19 protein-coding genes are annotated in these 22788 nt (G+C 37.0%); 11 read left to right on the top strand and 8 right to left on the bottom strand.

The features are described from left to right. Nucleotides 1-475: 475 nt before the first annotated feature. Nucleotides 476-787 (top strand): hypothetical protein, encoded by a 312-nt coding sequence (locus tag BMW36_RS15770; protein WP_139180331.1) that lies wholly within the window; start codon nt 476-478, stop codon nt 785-787. A 182-nt stretch (nt 788-969) separates the two neighbouring features. Here the strand turns inward: BMW36_RS15770 and BMW36_RS15765 are convergent, their stop codons facing one another. Further along, on the bottom strand, nt 970-3465 hold the full coding sequence (locus tag BMW36_RS15765) for a transglycosylase domain-containing protein (protein WP_245711717.1): 2496 nt from the start codon (nt 3463-3465) through the stop codon (nt 970-972). 217 nt (nt 3466-3682) lie between these two features. Between BMW36_RS15765 and BMW36_RS15760 the strand changes: the two genes are divergently transcribed. Beyond that, entirely contained in the window at nt 3683-4702 is a 1020-nt protein-coding gene (locus BMW36_RS15760; RefSeq protein WP_089742868.1) for an FUSC family protein, read from the top strand. A gap of 340 nt (nt 4703-5042) precedes the next feature. On the opposite strand, the gene BMW36_RS15755 is transcribed toward BMW36_RS15760, so the two are convergent. Next, nucleotides 5043-6215 carry a macrolide family glycosyltransferase gene (locus BMW36_RS15755; protein WP_089742866.1) on the bottom strand — a complete coding sequence of 391 codons (1173 nt, stop codon included), beginning with the start codon at nt 6213-6215 and terminating at the stop codon, nt 5043-5045. Beyond that, nucleotides 6212-6649 carry a helix-turn-helix domain-containing protein gene (locus BMW36_RS15750; protein WP_089742864.1) on the bottom strand — a complete coding sequence of 146 codons (438 nt, stop codon included), beginning with the start codon at nt 6647-6649 and terminating at the stop codon, nt 6212-6214. Before BMW36_RS15750 ends, BMW36_RS15755 begins: the two co-directional genes overlap by 4 nt. 395 nt (nt 6650-7044) lie before the next feature. Between BMW36_RS15750 and BMW36_RS15745 the strand changes: the two genes are divergently transcribed. From BMW36_RS15745 to BMW36_RS15735, 3 genes are all read left to right on the top strand, one after another. Then, nucleotides 7045-8349, top strand: coding sequence for a PD-(D/E)XK nuclease family protein (locus BMW36_RS15745; protein WP_089742862.1), 1305 nt, complete (start codon nt 7045-7047; stop codon nt 8347-8349). A 112-nt stretch (nt 8350-8461) separates the two neighbouring features. Then, nucleotides 8462-8929 carry a UPF0158 family protein gene (locus BMW36_RS15740; RefSeq protein ID WP_089742860.1) on the top strand — a complete coding sequence of 156 codons (468 nt, stop codon included), beginning with the start codon at nt 8462-8464 and terminating at the stop codon, nt 8927-8929. Nucleotides 8930-8944: 15 nt separating this feature from the next. Then, the gene (locus BMW36_RS15735; RefSeq protein WP_089742858.1) at nt 8945-9307 is read left to right on the top strand and encodes a hypothetical protein; all 363 of its coding nucleotides are present in this window, start codon (nt 8945-8947) and stop codon (nt 9305-9307) included. 93 nt (nt 9308-9400) lie between these two features. Here BMW36_RS15735 and BMW36_RS15730 read toward each other — a convergent pair whose 3' ends face one another. The 4 genes from BMW36_RS15730 to BMW36_RS15715 form a co-directional block, all read right to left on the bottom strand. Next, nucleotides 9401-10246 (bottom strand): carbohydrate ABC transporter permease, encoded by an 846-nt coding sequence (locus BMW36_RS15730; RefSeq protein WP_089742856.1) that lies wholly within the window; start codon nt 10244-10246, stop codon nt 9401-9403. A gap of 2 nt (nt 10247-10248) precedes the next feature. Then, on the bottom strand, nt 10249-11187 hold the full coding sequence (locus BMW36_RS15725) for a carbohydrate ABC transporter permease (protein ID WP_089742854.1): 939 nt from the start codon (nt 11185-11187) through the stop codon (nt 10249-10251). A 66-nt stretch (nt 11188-11253) separates the two neighbouring features. Next, nucleotides 11254-12594 carry an ABC transporter substrate-binding protein gene (locus BMW36_RS15720; RefSeq protein WP_089742852.1) on the bottom strand — a complete coding sequence of 447 codons (1341 nt, stop codon included), beginning with the start codon at nt 12592-12594 and terminating at the stop codon, nt 11254-11256. A gap of 68 nt (nt 12595-12662) precedes the next feature. Next, nucleotides 12663-13292, bottom strand: coding sequence for a YesL family protein (locus tag BMW36_RS15715; RefSeq protein ID WP_089742850.1), 630 nt, complete (start codon nt 13290-13292; stop codon nt 12663-12665). Between the two features lie 227 nt (nt 13293-13519). On the opposite strand from BMW36_RS15715, the gene BMW36_RS15710 reads away from it, so the two are divergent. The 3 genes from BMW36_RS15710 to BMW36_RS15700 all read left to right on the top strand — a co-directional run bounded on the left by BMW36_RS15710 (nt 13520) and on the right by BMW36_RS15700 (nt 16676). After that, nucleotides 13520-14266, top strand: a complete 747-nt coding sequence (locus BMW36_RS15710) for a response regulator transcription factor (protein ID WP_089742848.1) — start codon at nt 13520-13522, stop codon at nt 14264-14266. Continuing rightward, entirely contained in the window at nt 14259-16067 is a 1809-nt protein-coding gene (locus BMW36_RS15705) for a sensor histidine kinase (RefSeq protein ID WP_089742845.1), read from the top strand. The genes BMW36_RS15710 and BMW36_RS15705 overlap by 8 nt, the downstream gene beginning before the upstream one ends. A gap of 207 nt (nt 16068-16274) precedes the next feature. Next, nucleotides 16275-16676: a hypothetical protein gene (locus BMW36_RS15700; RefSeq protein ID WP_089742843.1), complete on the top strand. Its 402-nt coding sequence runs from the start codon at nt 16275-16277 to the stop codon at nt 16674-16676. A 107-nt stretch (nt 16677-16783) separates the two neighbouring features. Here BMW36_RS15700 and BMW36_RS20755 read toward each other — a convergent pair whose 3' ends face one another. Further along, complete coding sequence (locus BMW36_RS20755; protein WP_281243064.1) at nt 16784-16915, bottom strand: hypothetical protein; 132 nt, start codon at nt 16913-16915, stop codon at nt 16784-16786. Nucleotides 16916-17290: 375 nt separating this feature from the next. On the opposite strand from BMW36_RS20755, the gene BMW36_RS15690 reads away from it, so the two are divergent. From BMW36_RS15690 to BMW36_RS15680, 3 genes are all read left to right on the top strand, one after another. Further along, entirely contained in the window at nt 17291-18466 is a 1176-nt protein-coding gene (locus tag BMW36_RS15690) for an HD-GYP domain-containing protein (RefSeq protein ID WP_089742840.1), read from the top strand. A 126-nt stretch (nt 18467-18592) separates the two neighbouring features. Further along, nucleotides 18593-19771, top strand: a complete 1179-nt coding sequence (locus BMW36_RS15685) for a peptidase (protein WP_245711716.1) — start codon at nt 18593-18595, stop codon at nt 19769-19771. 85 nt (nt 19772-19856) lie between these two features. Further along, complete coding sequence (locus BMW36_RS15680; protein WP_089742836.1) at nt 19857-22523, top strand: DEAD/DEAH box helicase family protein; 2667 nt, start codon at nt 19857-19859, stop codon at nt 22521-22523. Nucleotides 22524-22788: the final 265 nt, after the last annotated feature.

Here is a 22788-nt window from a genome sequence, read left to right as displayed (position 1 = left end):
TTAATGCAGTATACATGAGATGCTTTCTGATTGAGATTTTTTGAGTTATTGTTTTTCTAATGTTGCTCACATTGAAATAGTCTATTGATGGATCTCTGAAAAAACAGTAGATTTCACACTCTTTTATATAGTAATATAGAACTATTGTATATTTCTTAGAGGTGACTGTTAATGGAGTATGTTGCTAAACTTATAGAGCTGTGGAATGATGGCTGGTATTGGAAAATAATGATAATAGCTGGCATTATTCTACTTATGGGTCTTATTACATGGATGTTCTTTGGTAAGTCATATTTTTTCATAGAAGATGTTATTGAATCAGAATATAACCGATTAAGTGCTTCGCATTGGTTTCGGTTTTCGTAAAAATAAAAGAGCTCAGTTATATAGTCAAGCTGCCAGTAGAGCTTCGAACCAACATCCTGAAAAGTATCCTCACTATATTTTGTGTAAGACAATGGGAGGGTTTATGCAGTTGTCCTTCGGTATATTATTCTTCTTAGGAATAGGTGGAGGAATTTATCATTGGCTGAATGATGGTGAACCAAGTCCTGTCGTAGAGGATGATTATTACTATTATGATGATGAGTATGTAGAATATGAAACAGATGATTCTCCAGGTATTCACCATGTTGAACCTCATTATGTCGAAGGTTATTATCGCTCGGATGGTACTTATGTGGAAGGCTACCAAAGAGGTGGAGATAGCGGATATTACCGGTCCGACCCAGATTCTAGTACTAGTAATAATATTGGTGGATATATAAATAGTTTCTTAGGTGACTGATCCATTTTCCATTAATTATATATTGATTTTTCACACCATCAGTTATGCGGACAACGTGAGTAGATATTTACACTAATTTTAACGCAGATCCGTTAAATCATAAATCTCATCGCTAAAATCATGCATAAAAAAAGCAAAAACCTTAACAAGGCTCTTGCTTCCTTTCATTTCAACCAAATGTATTAAGAGGAAGGTTCCTTTTTCTCAGTACTTTCACCGTCTGTGCCATTATCATCCTCTGTGGTGTTGCTTTCTTCTTGTTTTACTGGCTCTTCACTAACTTCAGCTTTATCATCATCACTATCTGTTGATTCCTTTTTCTCTTGCTTTTCCTCTTTGTCAGAATTCTTCTGATTGCCTTGATCCTCTTGCGGTTTTTTGCCCTTCTCCTCGGAAGTGTCTTTCTCTTCCGCTGGCTCTTTTTGAGGCTGGCTGTTATTGTTTGACTGATCAGAGTCATTCACATCGTTCGCATCATTCTCTTCTTTTTCTGTTTCCTCTTGCTTTTGCTTTTCATCAGCTTTTTCTTTCTCTTCTGTTTCTTCTTTCTCTTCATCGGTATCTTTATTTGTTTCTTCATTGTTTTCTTCACTTGGTTCTTCTATTTCCGTGTCTTTCTTCGGTGCCGGATTACGGCTCACGTTTACATTGTTGTTACTTTCTTCTGTCCTTCGACGAGGTACATATGCTGTTGGTAGAGTTGTTCCTTCTACAAATAATTCTGTAATGATGCTGCTTTCAGGAGTGTAAGCCGAAGCTTTTCGACCATTTCGTTTGTCTATATCCACTTCCTTAACAGTAGCCGGTTTTGCAAAAGGTTCTGTGTTAATATCTTTAGACACTTCTGCCATAATCTCTTTAAAAAGTAATCTGGCAATGCGGGCATCCTGTTTTGTTACATATTGCACCGTTGATGTTGAAGGGTATCCTGTCCAAACTGCTGCTGTATACTCTGTGGTATAGCCGACGAACCAGGAGTCTGTAGAGCCTTCTTCGATTCCTTCCGGTGGATTGGTTGTCCCGGTTTTCCCGGCAAGAGGAAGTCCTTCAATATTGGCAAGCCTGCCTGTCCCTCTTTGCACAACGTCTACCAGCATATCGGTAATCATGTAGGCGGTATGTTCTTCCATCGCTTTTACAGCTTCAGGTTGAAATTCGATTGATTCACCGCTCGGATATACAATTTTCGTCACACTGTATGGCTCGTGATAGGTTCCTTGGTTACCGAAGGCTGCATAGGCACCAGCCATATCTAATGGAGATACTCCATCCTCATCACCAAAACCACCAATCGCATAAGCTGGATAAGCATGTTCCAGGTCAATTCCTAATTTACTGGCAAATTCCAGCTTTTTGCTTTTTTCGATTTCCATGAATGTTTTAATGGCAGGTATGTTATATGACTTCACCAGAGCTTCCCTCATTGATACCATTCCGTGAAATTCGTCATCATAGTTTTTAAATGTTTTCCCGTTAATTTCGATTTCTTCATCTTTTATTTGGTGATATGTAGAGTGTTGAAGAAATTCAATGGCAGGACCATAATCCAATATAGGCTTAACGGTTGAACCTGGTTGTCTTTGGATATGTGTAGCATAATTAAACCCTCTTTTCACGTCTTGTTCTTTAGGATTACGTTCTCCGCCAATAGCCCGAATAGCACCAGATTTAGTATCTAACAGGATAACACCAGCTTTGAAGTTATCGTCAGGAAAAGGGATAGTTTCTGTCCCTGTCATTACTCTTTCAGTATGTGCCTGTGCGTTCGGATCAAGAGTCGTATAGATTTTTAATCCACCAGTAAAAATTTCATTTTCAGGGATATCACGTGCGATTAATTCCTCAACTACATGATCAATAAAATATTGGTATGATTGCTTCTTTTCTTCGTTATGCAGGCTGTCTTTTATACTAATGCTCTGGGCCTGTTCCTTTGTTTCTTGTGAAATGAAATTGTGCTCCGCCATTAAAGAAAGGACGGTATCACGCCGATTCTTTGCATTTTCGGGATAGTTAAATGGATCATATCCGCTCGGACGTTGAGGTAGTCCTGCTAATAATGCTGCTTCTTCGACGGTTAAGTCCTCCACTTTTTTATTGAAGTAAACGTCTGCAGCTGCCCCAAGGCCATATGCACCATGCCCAAAGTAAATTTTATTCAGGTAGATTTCCAAAATTTTATCTTTGGAATATTTTTCCTCCATTTTAAGGGCTAAATAGGCTTCCTGCGCTTTTCTTTTTAGCGTTTTTTCTGCTGTGAGGTAAGTGTTTTTTACAACTTGTTGTGTGATCGTACTCCCGCCTTCAGCACCCCACCCTTCTTGTATATTCGCTAAAATGGCACCACCTATTCTTTGAATATCAATGCCGCTATGCTCTCTGAATCTGGCATCTTCCACAGCTAAAAAGGCCTGCTGTACCATTAATGGTACATCTTCAATTTTTACAGGTAATCTGTGTTCGTTACCGGAAATCGTGGCAACTTCTTCTCCATTCATATCATAAATCACGGAAGATTTTGCGTTTTCCAGTTCAGAGGTTTTTAATTGCGGTGCATCTTTTATAAATGCATAACCTGTTATCCCAATGATTAGAAGTATAGAGCAGGAAATAAGAAATAATGCTGATAATAGCTTGATAACTCCTTTTTTCTTCTTTTTGGATCTCTTGGCTGTCAATTCTATCAACCTCTCTAAAAATAATTTAGAATCTTCAATTCAAAATACCCGTATTTATTACTAAGTAAACTCTCTGGATAGAAGGAAGAGGATTTTGCTATAAATAATTTTTGCATATCAGTAATCTATTTGATATTTTTCATGATGTTACGTACGATAAAGCTATGGCACAAATTTTTACTAAATACAACTTGGCGCATTGGAGGGGGAGATTCCTGTGATTTTCGGACCCAGAATTCTAAAAACTGGTTTAGCTGTGACCATATCAATATATATTTGTATGATTTTAAATATGGAAAACTTCCTCTTCGCGGGTGTTGCTGCAATTTTGGCTGTCCAACCTTCTATTTACCGCACGTGGAAGCAATTATCAGATCAAGTCGTTACCAATTCACTAGGCGCATCCATTGCTTTGTTTTTCATTTATTTCTTTGGCGTCAACCCTATTAGTATCGGGTTTGTCATCGCATTAATGATTGGTCTGAATATAAAGTTAAAAATGGAAAATACTATCCCTTTAACATTGGTTACTGCATTAGCGGTTATGAGTGCAACAGGCAGTGAAAACTACTATTTTGCTTTAGAAAGATTTCTCGCCATTTTTATCGGGACATGTACGGCAATTATTGTGAATATCTTAGTATTTCCACCAAAATACAAAAAGAAATTTATTCAGGATGTAAACAATACTTTTCAAAACATGTCATTACTGATGAGGACGGGAATATCCAATGAACTGAAAGAATCTTCTTATCATGAGATTGATGAAAAGTTCAAAAAAGACTTAATAAAATTAGAAGCACAGTTTAGAATGTTTGACGAGGAAAGTGAAAAGTTTGGAAAGACAAAACGTTTGAATACAGAGGAAGTGGCTTTGTTTAAACAGCTTCTTAAGGTTTTACAAGAGGGTAATGAACTGTTAGATAATATTGAAGAGCATTATTTTCAGGATAAAACTTTAAAAAATGAAAATAAAATATTCGATCATCAGCTGGAAGAACTTATTAAATATCATGAATATTTGTTATTAAAATATTCAGGCAAGATTAAACAGGAGCACGAGAGAATAGGGGGCAATATTTTAAAAGAAAAAAACAAATTTTACGATCAGGTATTAGAATTTTATCACCTGAACAAAGAGCAGCAGCTTCGCCATATGATTATCGCTTCTTCCATTGTTGATTATTCCTTCCATTTGGAGAAATTGGAGAAACTGATTGATCAGAATCAGCAATAAAAAAAAACAGGGCAATGAGGCAAAGAATTCAATGGGAAAGAATTAAAAAAGATTCGTGAATCACTTACTATAAGTTCGTAGTTTACGTACCCCAATAAATGATCAGAGTTCGTAAAATACTGACTGGACCATGAAAAGTGGTAAGTAATACACGAACATTCCGGTTCGTAAAATACTTACCGCTAAGTGTCCAAATCCCAGTCATGGCAATGGATACAGCTTGCGTAAATACATATTTAAAGATATTAAAGATTAAAGACATTAATATATTATAATAATAGCTTTTGAATATCCGGGATAAAATAACAATGACCCGCCGATTCCCAACTTCCATGAAAACTCAGTTCTCTATTTTCCGCAATATCATTTCAGCTGCCTCTGATGCTCCGCCTGTACACTGAAAATCATGAGATAGTTTCTTCGCATTCTCGTAATAACGCGGATCTCCCATTACCTTATCAACTGCCATCACTAAGTGCTTTGGTTTATCACCCTTCAGCAGCATCCCTGCTCCGAGCTCAACTACGCGTTGGGCAATTAATTTTTGTTCACTGTGAAACGGGTATAGAATCATTGGAACGCCAAAATATAGGCTCTCATTCACACTGTTCATACCACTGTGGGTAATAAATACATCAGCCTGCTGCAAAATGGAAATCTGGTCCACCGACTTTTTTACAGTAAAATTATCTGGTATCTTTCCAAGAGCAGATATGTCCAGTTTCTCACCAATGGACATCACTATATCATAATCACTGTCGGAAAATGCCTTAATACAATTCTCGTAAAAGCCTTTATTCTGAAGCACAGTGCCTAGTGAAATATAAAGGCTTTTCCTTTTTTTATTTACCACCTGGTCCGCTTGGAAAGGCCGAATAGATGGCCCAACAAACGTAAATTTACTGGAAAAAGTATTTGCCATTGGCTGAAATGTTTTGGATGTATAAACAATCGTATCGGTATTGTTATCATTTTGAATCAGTGATACAAAATGATCCACCTGATAGCCATGGGCCTGCAGCAGTTTGACTTTCTTATTGATTCGCGGCATACCAAGTACCATTCGGAATATTTCTTTTATGCCCGGTTTCATTAACTTGGCGGTGTGCTGATTCATGGCAAAAGTGGTGGTAGAGCATACATATGGAATGTTTAACTTTTTAGCAAATAATTCTCCCCATAGCGCTAAGGAGTCTGAAACGATACAATCAGGCTGCCATTTTTCTAAATCGGCACATACCTTTGTTTCCATCGCAATTGCCGTGTCAACCATCATTTCAATTAATGCAGCAAAATCTCTCCCTGCCTTTAGATTGATTTCTTTTTCTGAGAGAGCTGGCAGGTAAGCATCACAAGATATAAACTCAGCCCCTGCATTTTTTATTTTTTCTTTGAATTCCTGAAATGAGTAGTACCTGACTTCATGACCTCTTGCTGTTAATTCCGCTACAACAGGGATGGTAGGATTTGTATGTCCGTGAGCGGGAAGTGAAAAGAAGACAATTTTGCTCATTCTGTTTCCTCCTTATCTTCTGCTTTACGAATCAGTTCAGCAAATTCTAAAAAAGTCTCACTTTTTAACACGGCGATACCCTGTGAGTCATCTTCACCTAGCACAATCAGCCTGTCTCCGGCATGAATACCGTACCTTTCCCTCGCATCCTTAGGAATGACAATTTGTCCTCTTTCGCCAACCTTTACCACACCAAAAAAATGCTTTCCTTTTGGTCCCATCTGCTGAACATCTTCTGTATCCATGTCACTTGATAATTGATCCAGCGTAATATCAAACAGTTCAGCAAGTATTTTGCATTTATGAATATCAGGAAGAGCTTCGCCGTTTTCCCATTTTGCTATCGTTTGACGGGAGACATTTACTTTCTCTGCCAGCGTTTCCTGACTCATTTTATTTTTCTTGCGCAAAATTCGAATATTCATACCAATCATGTCGTCAACTCCTTATATATCTAACTATATAGCAAGAAAGTCAGTAATTCTATCAACTATTCAGAACATTTTTTGTTAATAATTGTGGCAGAAATTAAGGGGATTTGAATGAATTTATAAAATGGTGCTACTTTTTGATGGGTTTGATTGATTATAGAGATGAAGGGGATTTATAATCATGGAATCCTAAGGTTATGGTTCAGATGAATCAATGAACGGATTAGAAATTGGGTAATTATATACATAAAAAAATCATAGAAAAATTAAAAAATAGTAAAAAAGTAACAATTCGGTATGGATAAAATACCAAAAATTAGATAGAATAGAATTATTATTAAAAATGATGCTGTTTTTGATGGATTGGGACGTCTATAGATTAAAGGGGGAGATTTATTTTGAAATCATTAATATGTCCATGTTGTGGGGAAAATCTGATCGAAGATGCATGGGAAGAACTGAGTAATAGTGAAACCGGAAATATTTTAATAGATACATATCCTGCCTATATCTGTAAGGCTCAATGCGGATATGTAAAAAGGGTGGAAGAAGTTCCGGAGATAATTGCCCAGCAGGATGAAGACCGTCTGTTATTGTATTATCCTGAACAAAATGCAAGAATTCTTGATTTGCGAGATTCCGTTTTGTGGCCGCCAATGCATGTGGATTCAATACTTGCCAAGAGTGAATGGGAAGAATACAAAGGCAATCATGACATCGAAAAGTTAATAGAAAATGCCCGTGACAGCCGTTCTGCATATTTGGAGAGACCGAATTTATTTGAATTTGCCACAAGTGAACTGTCTCAGGATGCCTTCCTTTGCTGGCTGATGTCATGGAGTGAGGAGCCATACCGTTCACTGGACAAGCTGCTGTATGAAACAGCTAATGAGTTTATCTCAGCCATTTTTGCGTTACATAACATTCCGGCACCTGTCATTGAAACAATTACCATCCAACGGCAGTTTAAATCACTGGATATACTTACAATTATAAACAATACATATGCTATATTAATTGAGGATAAAACATACACAAAAAATCACTCCAATCAGCTGATCCGTTATCGAGAAGAAGTGGAAAATGAGTATCCGGATCTCACTCAATTGCCTATCTACTATAAAATTGGTGATCAGAGTCATTATCGCTCTGTAATCGAAGCGGAATATGCGCCGTTTACACGTCAAATGATGCTTAGAATATTAAAAAATGGAAGGAACAGAGGGATCACAAATACAATTTTCCTAGATTATTACCGGCATTTGCAGCAATTGGAGGAGGAAGTTTCCTCTTTTCAAACAAGGCGGGTTTCGGAATGGAACAGTAATGCATGGCAAGGGTTTTACAAGGAAATCCAAAAAGAAATAGATGGGGACTGGGACTATGTATCCAACCAGTCAGGAGGTTTTCTAGGGTTCTGGTGGGGCTCCAAACGCCATGATAGATACTATTTCCAGCTGGAAGAGGAGAAACTTTGTGTAAAGATCATTGCAAAAGAAGGGGAGAACAGGAAAGAACTTCGCAATGCAGCAATGAAGGAAGTACTTGATGAATCGAAGCGGCATGACCTGCAACTGGAAAGACCGGCTAGATTAGGAAATGGGAAAACGATGACAATCGCCCAAAGGACGGATTATCTTCAGTTAAATAATGACGGGACGTTAGATCTGGAGAGGACGCTGGAGCAGTTGAGGAAGTATTAATGTTGTCTGTTATTCTATAAAATCCCTACTTTTTGTTGCTTAATATTGTTATAATTGGGGAATTGAATAATGATTATTCTGAATAAAATCTATCACGGAGGCCTGGAAATCGATGGGTGCAAAAGTGAAACTTGATGAAATTTTAACCTCGATGGAAATGCAATCATCCGACAATATTGATTTGCTGCAGAGGAAAACAGGGAATGTCATCAGTGTATTAAGTGAGTATATGACAAAGGCCGAAGACGGGGAACCCTTTGATGACATGTATGGCTGGGAACAGGAACAAATGGAGCTTGCATACGACATCCTTGAGAATGAAGAAAACTACATAGAGTTGCCGGACGAATTTGACATTCACGAGTATCGTATAATAGAAGAATTTTGTTATACAGTCGAAAATGAAGCAGCTAAAAATAAATTACTGCGTGCGATACGTGGAAGAGGTGCATTCAGAAGGTTTAGGGATAATATAGAGGACCTCGATTTGGAACAGAACTGGTATGCTTATCGGGACGAACGGTATAAAGAAATTGCCAGAGGATTTTGTGAAAAGTATGGCTTGAAATGGGTCGAATAAAGAGAAAGGTGCTATATGAATAAGAAAAAATTAGAACAAAGTGTATATAAACATGCTCCAACACTGATCAGCGAACAGGGATATATAAGCCCTGTTGAACTTTTCGTGAAAATGGGAAGATTAAGACATAAACAAGTGAAAGACTGGCGATTCAGGCAAATCCCTTACTTGGAAAGTGTTATAGTTGGACAGTTTACGAAACAGACTTACATCCTCGAAATGTTAAAAAAATTTGCAACCGAGCATAATTTAAAACCATCCATTACTATCTATAAATCATGGGGAAAAGGTCCGGGAGAGCTTCTGCAATTTTCACGGAAAGGGAGCCGGTTTATAGAAGAGTTGTATTCTACACACTATGTTAAAGGTAGAAAATAGGTTATACCAATAGTAATTGAATTGGCAAAAGACATTGCATAAATTCTAACTCAGCACAGCCTTTTGCCTCAACGAGTACAGTTTCTAACGCTGCTATCCTTTTACACCACCTGCTGTAATGCCCTCAACCAGATATTTCTGGAAAAACAGAAAAACTAATAATTGCGGGACAATGGAAGCAACAGACATTGCAAACATTGGTCCCCAGGCTGATACAGAAGAAGGATCTGAGAACATTTGCAGGCCTAATGCCACGGTATAAAGCTTCGTATCATTTAAATATACGAGTGGTGTCATAAAATCATCCCACGTCCAATAAAATGAAAAAATGGCTACTGTCGCTAATGCTGGTGTGGTTAACGGTAAAATGATTCGCCAGAAAATACCGAATGTGCTGGCACCATCCATGTATGCTGCCTCATCAAGCTCTCTCGGTATCCCACGTATGAACTGAATCATAAGGAAAATAAAAAAAGGAATACCGCCAATAAATGCTGGCACAATTAATGGTAAATACGTATTCACCCAATTCAGATTATGAAAAAGGATGTACTGTGGAATTAATGTGACCTGCTGTGGCAGCATTAATGTGACAATCATGCAAATAAATAATGGTGTTCGAAACCGAAAATTTATCCTCGCAAAACCGAACGCAACCAGGGTGGAGGAAAAAAGAGTTCCGATAACCACCATTGTCGTAACAAATGCCGAATTAAGAAAAAATGTAGAAAAGCTGAGGTTTCCGAAGCCTTCCCATCCCTGTACATAGTTTTCCCATTTCCAATCAGAAGGAATTAAGGAGGCAGCATGACGAAATATTTCATTTTCTGGTTTTAACGAGCTGGCAATCGTCCAGAGGATTGGATAAATCATCAATATGCCCAACAACCAAATAGAACCATGATAAATAACTGTTTTAAGTGATTTATTTTTCCTCATAATTAATTTCCTCCTTCCGATTCATAATAGACCCAGCTTTTCGCAGTCCGGAAAATAAATGCAGTAAAGACAGCACATATTAATAATAAGATCCATGCTAATGCTGATGCATACCCCATATCAAAATGAGCAAACGCTTTTTCATAGAGGTACACTGCATAGAATAAAGTATTATCCATCGGTCCGCCTTCTGTGATAAGGAAACTTTGTGTAAATGCCATAAATCCCTGAATTGTCTGCATCACCAGGTTAAAGAAGATAACAGGTGAAAGCATTGGCAAGGTTATTTTAATAAATTGTAAAAAGGGATTCGCTCCATCGACCGATGCTGCTTCATACAGTTCGTTTGGTATCGCTTTCAATCCGGCCAAGAAAATTAACATGGGTGAGCCGAATTGCCAGACTACTAATATAATTAATGTGGATAGGGCGAAATCAGGACTGGTCACCCAGCTGATGGAAGGTATCCCGAAGACTGACAAAATTTCATTAATGGCTCCGTCACGCCCAAATAATTGTTTCCACACAACCGCAATTGCAACACTTCCTCCAAGAATGGAGGGCACATAATATAATGTTCGATACAGCCCGACGCCACGTCGCTTGTTGTTAAAAAGCATCGCTACAAAGAGGGCAAAAGCCAATTTTAATGGTACACTGCCAAAAACGAAAATAAAGGTAACTCGAATTGCTTTCCAAAACCGGTCATCATTTGTAAACATGTTGATATAATTCTCTAACCCGATCCATGTAGGGGCTGTGAGTAAATCATAATTAGTAAAGGAAAAATATAAAGAAGCAAGCATCGGTCCAATAATAAAACCTAAAAAGCCAATAAGCCATGGTGCGATAAAACCAAACCCAATAAAATCTGTTTTCAGCTGATTTTTCAATTTCTTTGATTCTTTGGCTTGTCTTGCTACATTTATCTGATCTGCCATCAATGACACCTCCAGCATTTCATACAGAAGCCACCTTAGCGGAAATAGATGGCTTCTGTTATAGTCTTATTTGTTTTTTGCTAATATCTCCGAAGCTTTTGCTCTAAAGTTTTCTGCTGCCTCTTCTGGAGTAATTTCTCCGTAATAAATCGGGTCTGCTACCTCATTCTCAAACAACGACTCAATTTCTGTAGAACCTTGTGGATCTGGTGGATCAATTTCACGGCTGTACTCTTGTGCCAGCTCAACGTATTCAAACATCTTTTTGCCGGCATCAGAAGCATTTTCTTTTAAATGTTCTCGCACTTTGCCTGCAATTGGTACACCACGTTCTGCGTTCAAAATCTCATTTGCTTCTATACTATTTGTGAAGAAACTAATAAACTTTGCTGCTTCTTCCTGTTCTTTTGAGTGGGTAGATACAGATAAAAACTGTCCTGGTTTAATGTAATGTCCAAGTTCGCCTCCCTCTAATGATGGGTGGAGCATAAGGTCTAATGGCCTTCCGGCTGCAGATTCAATGGCGATTAACTGATTGCTGTGTACATCCATCGCCACTGCTGTTTCCTCATTTACAATCGGAAACTGTTCCACATTGGCACCTGCAGTCATAAACACATCTGGTGGTGCAGCTGCTCCAGATTCCAGCATGTCAACTGTAATTTGTAAAAAGTCAACTAATAATTGATCATCTTCATATCCCAATTCTGTTCCATCCTCGCTGTATACCCATTTATTATGCTGTCTTAAATAATGCTTGAAGGCCATAATGCCGGCATTTGGCTGAACACCATACACACCTTCGCCCAAATTGTCAGAAAGCTGTTTCGCCCTTTCCTTTAATTCATCCCATGTATATCCTGGCTCTAACTTAGGTACACCCGCTTCTTCAAACATTGCATTGTCTACTGCCATCGCAAATGCATTGGCACCAATATTAACAGCAAATAATTGGTCATTTAATTTACCGCCATCAATATATGTGTCTTCCACATCACTTAAGTCCAATACACCACTTTCCACAAAAGGAGTTAAATCTGCAAGTAAATCTTTTCCTGCATATTCTGCTAAATATTTGTAGTCCATTTGGATGATATCAGGAAGATTTTCCCCTGCAGCTTGCGTAGCCATTTTCTCCCAATAACCATCCCATCCAGTGAACTCTGGAGAAATTGTGACATGCGGGTTTTCTTCCATATACAGATCTATCACTTCCAGTGTACGGTCATGGCGGTCTTGAGAGCCCCACCATAGCATACGCAACTCTACTTTTTCATCAGTTGATTCTGTATCTGTCCCATTACTTGTTTCTGCTGATTGATTGTCAGAGCTGCATGCTGCCATAAATCCGATCATAAAAATGAATAAACACATAAATCCCATTTGACTCCATTTTTGTCGCATCATTATTTCTCCCCTTTACGATTAAATATTTATTTAAAACAATTATGCCAATTGTTTTAAATCAAAAATTATTAACTGTAGCGTTCTTTCTTAACAGCAACCTGATTCATTGCCTGATTTGCCATAATCATCAGTATAAAAAAAGTTAAGCTAACTCCAAGAGAAAACATAATCTGAGGAAAATATAAAGAAAGATATACCATTCCACCCACAGTGAATGCCACTCCAATTGTTCGAAACGGATTTAGCAATCCAACAATAAAAGCGTATTGAATATATTTAAACAGCTTCACTTCGTAATAGGTATAAACAGGAAAAATATAAAGAATGATGATCATGTACCAAATAGACAGAATAAAAATTCCAATGCTGATCAACCTGTTCCATAAACCCTCTTTATCCATAAAAAACTGAAGGTCGAAATAAATAATGTAACCGATTGAAATTAAGATAATCATTAAGCCGTTTGTTTTCATAAAATGCTGTTTGTATTCTTTCCAAAATAGTCTGAATGTCGACGAGACATGTTTTTCTTTTAACCAGTGGTGCTGAACTTGGCATAATGCAGCAGTAGCGGGGGCTAATCCGAAAATGACTAAACCTAACATTGTAAACAGTAGCCATAGCATATTTAAGTAGAATAATTTCAATATCGACAAACAAAACGTACGGGCTAATTCTGTTAATTTTACTGCACTCATCCCAACACCCTTTCATTTCTCAAGTTGCCAATGATATTCTTTTCTATTAAAATGAAACTGGTTATAATCAATTAATCTGTATGTTTAGTATAATTGTTTCCCCTAACAAAAAAAGCCGTTTTAATTAATAAATACACTAATAATTTAAGCGCTTACATTTAAAGGTATCTTATCTTTTTATGGAACATAAAATAATGATACCTTTTTTGTGAAAGGAGTCGTTAGCCATTTATAAAATATTATTAGTTGATGATGAATTAGAAATACGCTGCGGTCTGAGAAATTATTTTCCGTGGAATCAATTAGGGTTTGATGTCGTGCATGATTGTGAGAATGGAAAGAAGGCATTGGAATACCTTAATCAACATCAAGTCGATGTTCTTTTGACAGATATAAAAATGCCTGTAATGGATGGTATTAACTTATCGAAGGAAATAAATTTACAGAAAAAGCCGATCCAGATTGTTTTTTTAAGTGGATATAAAGATTTCTATTATGCGAAAGAAGCTCTCCGGTATGGAGTGGTTGATTACATCGTAAAGCCAGGTAAATACGAAGAAATTCATGAAGTATTTTCTAACTTGAAGAAGAACTTAGACACCAACGTATCGACCGCTCCACCGGAAACAGTCACGTATACGGAAAACATTATTTACACGATCAAGGAATTCACGAAAAAGAATTATGCAAATATCTCATTAGATGATCTCGCCGAATTATGTAAAATGTCACCAAATTATATCAGTACTTTTTTCAAAGAGAAAACAGGAACTAACTTCTCCGCTTACTTAACAGAAATAAGAATGAGGAAAGCTGCAGAGATGCTGGGAGATTTCCATTACAAAACATATGAAATCAGCAATTTAGTAGGTTATACCAATCCTAAAAATTTCACGAGAATGTTTAAAAAGTACTATGGAGTAACTCCGAGAGAATATCGTAATAAAAAAGCAGAAACAGTAACTAATGAATAAGAAAATTCTTTTTAAAAATATTGTATTATTCCTTTTTCCACTATTAATACCGGTATTCATTCTCGGTTCATTTGCCATTATTATTACAGATAAATATATGAAAGAATCGATCAGCAGCAATAATCTCAATACATTGCAACAGCTTGAACAGCAAACAAATACAGTGTTAAATGAAATGCATTTGCTGCATCTTGATTATAATTGGAATGCTGATATGATTCTTTCTCTTCAAAACATTCTCGACTCGAATTATTTAACATTTGAACAAAAAAGAAATATTGAATATGGTGAAGGAACTTTGCGCCGTAAGGAAATTGCCACACCATATATTCATTCCATTTATGTCTACTACACGAACAGGAAAAACAGGTTGTTGACATCCCGCTCTGGTGTGACAACTATCGACTCCTTGTATGATAAATCATGGTTTACAGAATACAATCCGGAATCCAAAGAGAAGGAGGCTTGGATCAGGACAAGACAGATTGCTCAATTTCCTTTTGAAAAGCCCGAGCCTGTTATCACCATCTATAAAAACATTTTTAAGACAAATGCACCTGCTTCGGAAGGGTTAATTGTACTGAATGTTTATCAGAATTACTTCGAAGACCTGATGAATGAATTGAACAATTATCATAATCAGAGTATTTTTGTAGTGGACCAGCATGACAATAAGCTTTACGGAAATAGTCACAGTGAAAAATGGAACATCCATGATTTACTGTCAGACAATGACCAGGAGACATATGAATTAGAAATCGGCAACAAAGAGTACATTGTCAATCAACTTTATTCGGAAGAACATGATTTAAGATACTTTTCAGTGATTGAAAAACGCATTCTCTACTATCTGCCGAATCAGTTAAGGTTCTTAACTTTTGCCTTCGTTCTGTTATCTTTATTATTAGGTGTTGCAACGATTTATTATTTATCAAGAAAAAATGCCCGCCATGTTAGTGATATTATCTCAATTATCAATACTACAAAACAAAAAGAAGAAGAATTAATTGAAAACATCTCATTTAAAGATAACGAATATCAGCTGATTGTCCGCAGAATTCTGAAAAATTATATCGACCAGAACAATCTCGAACAAGAACTTAAGGATAAAAAATATCAGCTCCAGTCAGCTGAATTATTAGCGTTGCAAAATCAGATTAATCCGCACTTTTTATCCAATACGCTGGCTGTCATTTACTGGAGGGCAATGGCGCTTACCGGGAAGCCGAATAAAGTGACAAAGATGCTCGAAACATTAACAGATGTTTTAAATTTTTCCTTACGAATAAAAAACCATACAGTCACTTTAGAGGAAGAGATAAAGAACACGAAAAATTATCTCGAAATTTTAAGTATTAGATCAGATAAAGCATTTAACGTTCACTGGGACTATGCAGAAGAAGATAAAGAAGTAAAAGTGTTAAAGTTCGTTTTACAGCCAATAATCGAGAATTGTTTACAACATGGAATGGATTACGAAAAACAACATCCAGAGGTACAAGTGAAAATTAAAATCAGATTACGCCATCACAACATACGCTTTACTATAATCGATAATGGACAGGGAATGAACAGGTCGAATTTACAGAAGCTCCGTCATAAGATAGATAAAAATCAATACACCACAGATCATATCGGACTAGCTAATATCCAAAAAAGGTTATCACTAATTTTTAATGGCAATTATCGTTTTCTGATCCGGAGTAAAAAAGGACTGGGTACAGTTGTAATTATAGAGCATCCAGTGGATCAGGACGGAGAGCGACTTGATAGTGAATCAGAGAACAGTACATCTGCTTAATAAAAAAGTCTAATGAGAGGGATCTTATTAGGCTTTTTTATTTTTATAATTAAATACAACTTAGCAGGAATCAATTAGGAGGAGAAGAATCTTATCTATCATTATTCGACCATTTTTCAAGCTAATCTACAATTTATTGCAAATTTAATGATATAATTTATATTTTTATGTATAATATCTAAATAATGGAAAAAAGGAGTGATTTATTTGGGAAGAATTTTTACCATTTTCAAGAGTTACTATTTAACTAGGTTAATCAAAGTATATATTTTAGGGTTTATCACTATGTTAATCGTCTTTGTAGTGTTCATGTCCCTTGATGGTTGGAGATATGCTTTAATGGATTTCTTTCCTGTATACTTATTTGTAGCTCTGCCGTTTTTGCCAATATCCATGGTCTACATAAATCATTTTTTCAGGGATAGAAGAGAAGATAATATGGATAACGTTGAATGGCAAGTCTACCAGTTAAGGAAAGAGAATTTCAGGAGAAATGAGGGAGGTATTTTAAATTTCATTACTATTATTGGTGGTTTAATTAGATATATAATTGGACTATTAATCTCACCGATTGTTGTTATCGCAATATTAATCCGGTCGAGAGGATAACTATATTGTCGATGAATTCATAAATGAGTCGGAATGGGAAAAGGTAGAATTTACGGAAAGGTATTAATCAACGGTTTTAAATAGGTAATGCATAAATGAACTTACTTTTATGGGCCACTGAAATGCATGGCAAACCAGATGAGAAAAAGAACGATGGAAAAATTAATGATGGTTATAATCAAAGCGATTATGGCAATCGTTCTTTTTTCATTTTTATGCTTCAATGTTAAAGGAGCCATTATAAGTGATCCCCCCAGGCATATTAAAATCAGACAAAGAGTAAGCCAAGTACCTGTAGTGCCGAAGAAATCGAATATAATATCAGTTTGGAACAAAATGAGAGTAAGTACAGGAGTCAGCACACTGAAAGTTAGAAAAACATAGCTTCTCCACGAAAAATGCTTTGAGTTATAATCTATCATTATGGCGCACTCCAATCTTTTTTTATGTTATAAACAGTATATTTTCTATTATCTGTAAATTCAATTCTTTTCATGAAAATATTAAATTTCAAAAAAATACCAACATATTTTTACAATTATCTTTCTATTTTAATGAAAATATAGTAGAATTATATAAAGTTTAATCAATGGTTGTAAAAGAAAGGAATACGAATGCGATATTCAGAGAAATACGCAAATCTGGCAAAGGAAGAAAGACGAACGACAATCTGGTTTTTATGGTTGTTTTACGGGATCTTCTTTCTTTATGATGTTGTATATTATTATCTTACAGTTTATTTTACAGATCCCCTCTATAATGGGGAAAGAAGCAGTATTCTCGTTTACTTAGTATTAATAATATTAATTCCAATAGCCATTTACCTTATACGTAATGAGAAAACAAGCCAGGTAAAATACTTACTATTCCTTGTTTTTACGTCTGTAAATATCATTTCCGAAATTATTTTTTACTCAAGTAGCGATGTTACGTATAGAAGTGGGAATATAACAGAAATTGTTATTATTTTGTTTTCTCCTATTTTTGTTAATAAATCATTCTTCTATTTGGTATCGCTTGGAACTTTAGCGAAGTATCTAATAGTTGGGTTGGCTTTATGGGAACCTGTAGCTATACTGCCTGCTATCATAACTATTATTTTGATAATTGTCGCCAGTATTATTCTATACCGCTTTATAGCATATGTACGAGCAATTGAGACTTCTTATGATAATCAACTGGAGGGAATTGTTAAAGGGGTTATTGCGACACTGGAATTGAAGGATCCATATACTAGAGGTCATAGTGAAAGGGTTGCAGGCTATGCAAGATTGCTTGCTAAGTCTGCCAAACAGATTAAAGAAGAAGAATTAAAATCGTTTTACTATGCATGTCTTTTACATGATATAGGTAAAGTCCATATTCCTGACAGCATTTTATCCAAAAAAGGGAAGCTCACAGATGAAGAATTCGAAATAATAAAAAGTCATCCGACTGTTGGAGCAGAGGCAGTTCGAAATGTCGAAGGAATTGCTGAGTATATAGATGTAATAAAGCATCATCATGAACGTTGGGATGGAAATGGATATCCAGATCGTTTAAAAGGTGAGCAAATATCATTACTTACAAGAATTACATCAGTGGCAGATGCATTTGATGCAATGACATCCTCTAGATCTTATCGGGCTGCACTGCCATTAGAGGTTGCCTATCAGAGAATTATTGATGGTAGCGGGACTCAATTTGACCCAGAGGTTGTTAAACTGTTTAAAGAAATTTATCCAAGTTGGGTCGAGTTTCATGATAAATACAATAACAAGAAAAGAGGTGAAATAAATGAAAATCCGTAAATTAAAAAAATTGAAAACAACATGCTGGTGGTGTGCTTGGGGAAGCTGGAAGTATTAATTGCAGGTAGGTAGTTTTCGGACTACCTCTTTTTCTTTTTTTATGTAAATAATTAGCAGGTGATGAAGATGATCTCCAAAAATTCTCATATAACGCTTAATCCTCTTACATTCCGTAAAGATAAGAAAAATTACATTGTGGAAGACAATATTTCCGGTGAATTTTATGAAATGCCGAAAATTTGCATTGATGCAATTGAATTAATTAATGATCAGGTTCCATTGGATGAGATAGAAGGAATATTAAAAGAAAGATATCCTGAAGAGGAAGTTGATATTTTAGCATTTGCAGAACAGCTCATTGATCTTGAACTGGTAAAAGAGATAGATGGAAAAGAAATGAAACAGCAACAGCAAAAAGCTAATTCAACTCCAACCGGGTTTATGTGGATACCTCCACAAGTAGGACGATTCTTTTTTCACCGTGGATCAATCATCATTCTTGCTCTTATAATTTTTATTAATATTCTGTACATGATTATTCAGCCGGAATTTTTTCCGAATTACCAAGATATATTTATCTTCGACTCACTGATGATAAGCGTATTGCTGTATATGTTTTTGTCATTATTACACATACTTATCCATGAATTCGGTCATATTCTTGCAATGAGAGCTCATAATCTCCCGACAAAATTAGGAATTGGCCATCGTCTCTACATTTTAATAGTATTCGAAACAGACATGTCTCCAGCATGGAAATTGCAGCCTAAAGAGCGGAATCTGTTGTATTTGGGCGGAATCTATTTTGACCAGTGGATTGTAGCGATCGTACTCACACTGCGCTTTTTCGTGCCAATGGAAGGAACAATAGTGGATAGTATTTTGGCCGTTGTAGTGCTGGATATTTTTATCAAAACCATTTATCAATGCTGCTTTTATATGAAGACAGATTTGTATTATCTATTTGAAAATATTACTGGTTGCTATAATATTATGGAAAACAGTCAGCAATTGATTAGAAAATGGCTGCCTTTTGTCAAAGAGAATCCCAAGACAGAAATCTTTCAAGATGAAAAAGTCTATATTCGATTGTATGCAGTTTTTTATTTAATCGGGGTATCTATTACACTGGCATTATTATTTATATATATCCTTCCACAATTTATCTATCTGTTCTCTAGGCTCCTACCCGCACTGATTTCACCATCCGGTAGTCCGTATTTTTGGGATGCTGTAATCTTTTTGGGCCAAATGATTATTATTGCGGGGTTATTATTGTATACTTGGATTAAAACGAAGGAATGAGTTAGAAAAAGTTATCATATGAGGAAAAGCTGGCCATTCCATTAAAGGAAAGACCGGCTTTTTTATGTGAGAGGGGGTGTGGAAAATGAAAAGTTTTCCGCGTGATATTCAATTTTGCTATTCCTGGCGTAGTTACCAGGCGGATGTTTTGCGTCATCTGGACAAACATTTAGAAAATCGGCATCTGCACCTTGTCGCCCCGCCTGGTTCGGGAAAAACTGTATTAGGGTTGGAAGTGATTCTAAGACTTGATAAACCTACATTAATTGTGGCCCCGACACTTGCGATCCGTAATCAGTGGGCGCATCGTTTCACAGAGCTATTTTTACAACAAGATCAGCAGCCTGACTGGATTTCAACAGATATTAAGAATCCTTCATTTATGACGATTACTACATACCAGGGGTTATATGCATTATTTCAAGATACATTAACAGAACGGGAAGAATCGAAATTGGATGATCTTGAAGAAGAGGATATTCCACTGAAAAATGGGGAAAAACATGCTGCAATTGAGCGTCTTTTTGAGCAAAAGTTCCAGACTTTTGTATTGGATGAAGCGCATCACCTAAGGACAAACTGGTGGAAAACAACGATGCATGTGCGAAATCAATTAGATAATCCTGCTGTAATTGCATTAACAGCGACTCCGCCGTATGATGTCGGAAAAGCGGAATGGGATAAATATATTGAATTGTGTGGGCCGATTGATGAAGAAATTGAGGTAGCCGCTCTTGTAAAAGAAGGGGACTTATGTCCGCATCAGGACTATCTCTGGATGTCACCACTTACTCCAAGGGAGAAAGAACCGATTGATGTTTTTCATCAGGAAGCAGAACAAGTGAGAGCTGACCTGTTAAAAAGTCAGGCGTTCCAGGCTTTAATCGAGAATCATCCTTGGATCTTATCTGCGGATTTTGTTGAAGAGAAGCTTGCCAGCTATTCCTGTTTTATTAGTTTGATTGTTTATTTAAAGCAAACTGGCAGTTCAGCCTGGGAAAAACCTTTTCAAATAATGGAAGAGAAAGCATCTAAGCTGCCTTCCTTTGACATGGAATGGACTGAGGAATTACTGAGTTTTCTCCTCTATCGTGACAAGTATGTTGATCCGAAAGAAGAACCTCTTAAATCAATCAAAAAGAAATTATCATCAATTGGAGTGATTGAGCGGCGTAGAGTGAAGTTGATCGCGACAAGATCCATGCAGAGAACACTTTTACATAGTGCCTCCAAACTAGATAGTATCGTAGAGATAGTGAAGTTGGAAAAAGATTCACAACAGGATGCACTCCGTTTAGTTGTGCTGGCTGATTATATTTACCAGGAGGATTTGCCACAAAAAGTGGAAGAACAAAAACCGCTCATTCGGTTAGGTGTTGTTCCGATATTTGAAAAGCTGCGCAGAAATGTAGCAGAAGATTGCCGATTAGGCGTATTAACGGGATCCGTGGTAATAGTTCCAAATGAGGCAGTATCTTTTTTGGAAAGAGATGATTTACAATTCACCGCAAAAAAACTGGTACATGATGATCGTTACAGCATGATTACATGGAAAGGTACATCACGACAGGAAATGGTTAAAGTGATGACTGAGATTTTTGCCAGTGGTGAAATTGATGTGCTTGTCGGTACTACAGCTCTTTTGGGTGAAGGTTGGGATGCGCCGAGTGTCAATACGTTAATCCTAGCTTCATATGTCGGGAGTTTTATGCTGACAAACCAAATGCGGGGACGGGCGATCCGTGCAGAGCGGGGGAATGAACAGAAGGCAGCCAATATCTGGCATCTGGTTTGTGTGGATACTCAAGCTTATGATGGAGGTTATGATTATGAGTCTTTGACGCGCCGCTTTCAGTCTCTATCAGGTGTGGATGCAGAGCTCCCGATCATTCAATCAGGCATTGATCGACTGAGCATAGCAAAACCGCCATTTAAGCAAAAAGTGATCAAGGAAACAAATGAAATTATGTTAGAAAGAGCAAGGGATCGATTGCGTTTATTTGAAAAGTGGCAGGAAGCTGTCCATAAAGGAGAAAAGAAAAGAGAGGAAGTAGAAATAAATGCAAAACAGCTTCCGCCAATTTTTGTGTTGCGTAATACGTTAAAATCTTTATTTATTATTTGTGCTGCAATTTTTCTAAATGTTTTTTATACAATCGGTGAGTATGGCTATTATTATGAATCAATCGATGAAATCCGTGCAGCGATGATATGGGGTCTTCTGATTGGTTTTATCATATCAAGCCCTTTCTGGTGGCGAGCACTGCGGATATTCTTGTTTAACTCGTCCATTGAATCAAGAATGAAGCAGGTGGCAGAAGCAATTTATGATACATTATTCGAGATTGGTTTACTGGAGACTCCTTTGCGCGAGAACAAGATCATTATTAACAAAGGCGGGGAAGGCAGTCTGTATGGCTATTTAGAACAGGGCCGTACACAAGAACAAAAAGTTTTTCTCCAGGCAGTCCAACAGCTGGTAGATCCGATCGATAATCCCAGATATCTGCTCCATCGCAGATCAGGCAAACACTTGTGGGTACGTCATGATTACCATGCCATTCCAGAGGAAATCAGTCGGAAAAAAGAATATGTAGATATCTTTTTGAAAAAATGGAACAAACGCATCGGGAAAGGAGAAGCCATTTTTACAAGAACACCAGAAGGACGGAGGTTGTTGCTGAAAGCGAGACTGCGAGCAACGTCCGGGAAGTTCATCAAGCGATCAGAGCGGAAAAGTATTTGGAAATAGGGTAGGAGAGCATGAGAATCTGGAGAGATTAGAAGATCACAACGAAATGCCGCACGGGTAAGGAGAGGATTTCTTCCTGAATAGAAGATCACAATGAAATCTGCAGTGAACAGAAGAAAGATTTCGTCCTGAAGTGAAGATCACGACGAAATCTGCAGTGACCATGAGAAAGATTTCGTCCTGAAGAGAAGATCACGACGAAATCTGCAGTGACCATGAGAAAGATTTCGTCCTGAGGGGAAGATCACGACGAAATCTGCAGTGA

This window comes from Gracilibacillus ureilyticus (genome assembly GCF_900111195.1).
In the GTDB taxonomy this organism is placed as follows: domain Bacteria; phylum Bacillota; class Bacilli; order Bacillales; family Amphibacillaceae; genus Gracilibacillus; species Gracilibacillus ureilyticus.
Note: the sequence above shows the minus strand (reverse complement) of the source record. Positions and strands in the feature narration are given on the sequence as shown.